The sequence below is a fragment of the Vibrio sp. YT-19(2023) genome (assembly GCF_033337395.1).
The window spans coordinates 1-758 of record NZ_JAWOQN010000405.1 but is presented as its reverse complement, the minus strand read 5'-3'; the positions used below and the strand labels follow the sequence as shown (position 1 = coordinate 758).

General features: G+C 48.8%; 1 protein-coding gene. It reads left to right on the top strand.

All coding sequences use genetic code 11. The features are described 5' to 3' along the window. The coding region (locus R7E78_RS26205) for a fructose PTS transporter subunit IIB (RefSeq protein ID WP_318058618.1) at positions 1 to 709 on the top strand (709 nt) is incomplete at its 5' end. Between the last annotated feature and the right edge of the window lie 49 nt (positions 710 to 758).

The window sequence follows — 758 nt, the reverse complement described above, 5'->3', positions numbered from 1 at the left end:
GCCTCCTCTAGGTATGGCACTAGCAACATTCCTATTCAAGAAGAAGTTCACTAAGCAAGAGCAAGAAGCAGGTAAAGCAGCAGCAATCATGGGTTCTATCGGTATCTCTGAAGGTGCTATCCCATTCGCAGCAAACGACCCAGTACGCGTTCTTCCTTCAATCGTTGCTGGTGGTATCGTCGGCTGTGTGTTCGGCTTCCTAACAGACGTACTACTACACGCACCATGGGGCGGTCTAATCACAGCACCTGTATCAAGCAACATCCCAATGTACGTTGTAGGTATCGCACTAGGCTCACTAACAACAGCAGTTATCGTTGGCTTCTGGAAACCAGTTGCTGAAGAAGAAGCAGAAGACGAAATCGCAGAAGCAGCACCTGCACAAGCTCAAGCGGCTCCAGCAGCAGGTGAAGGCGAGTATGACATCGTAGCAGTAACATGTTGCCCATCTGGCGTAGCACACACATTCATGGCAGCGAAAGCACTAGAGAAAGCAGGTGCAGCAGCAGGTCTGAAAATCAAAGTAGAAACTCAAGGTCAAAACGGTATCCAGAACCGCATCACTGACCTAGATGTAGCAAACGCGAAGCTGGTTATTCTAGCTCACGATATCCAAGTAAAAGACGCTCAGCGCTTTGCAAAAGCAAACGTTGTTGAGTGTTCAACGAAAGAAGCGATGCGTAACGCAGCGACTCTTGTGAAAGCTTAAACCTTAAGCTCCTCCCCCTAAGAGCCCTTTCCCCCAAAGGGCTCTATTT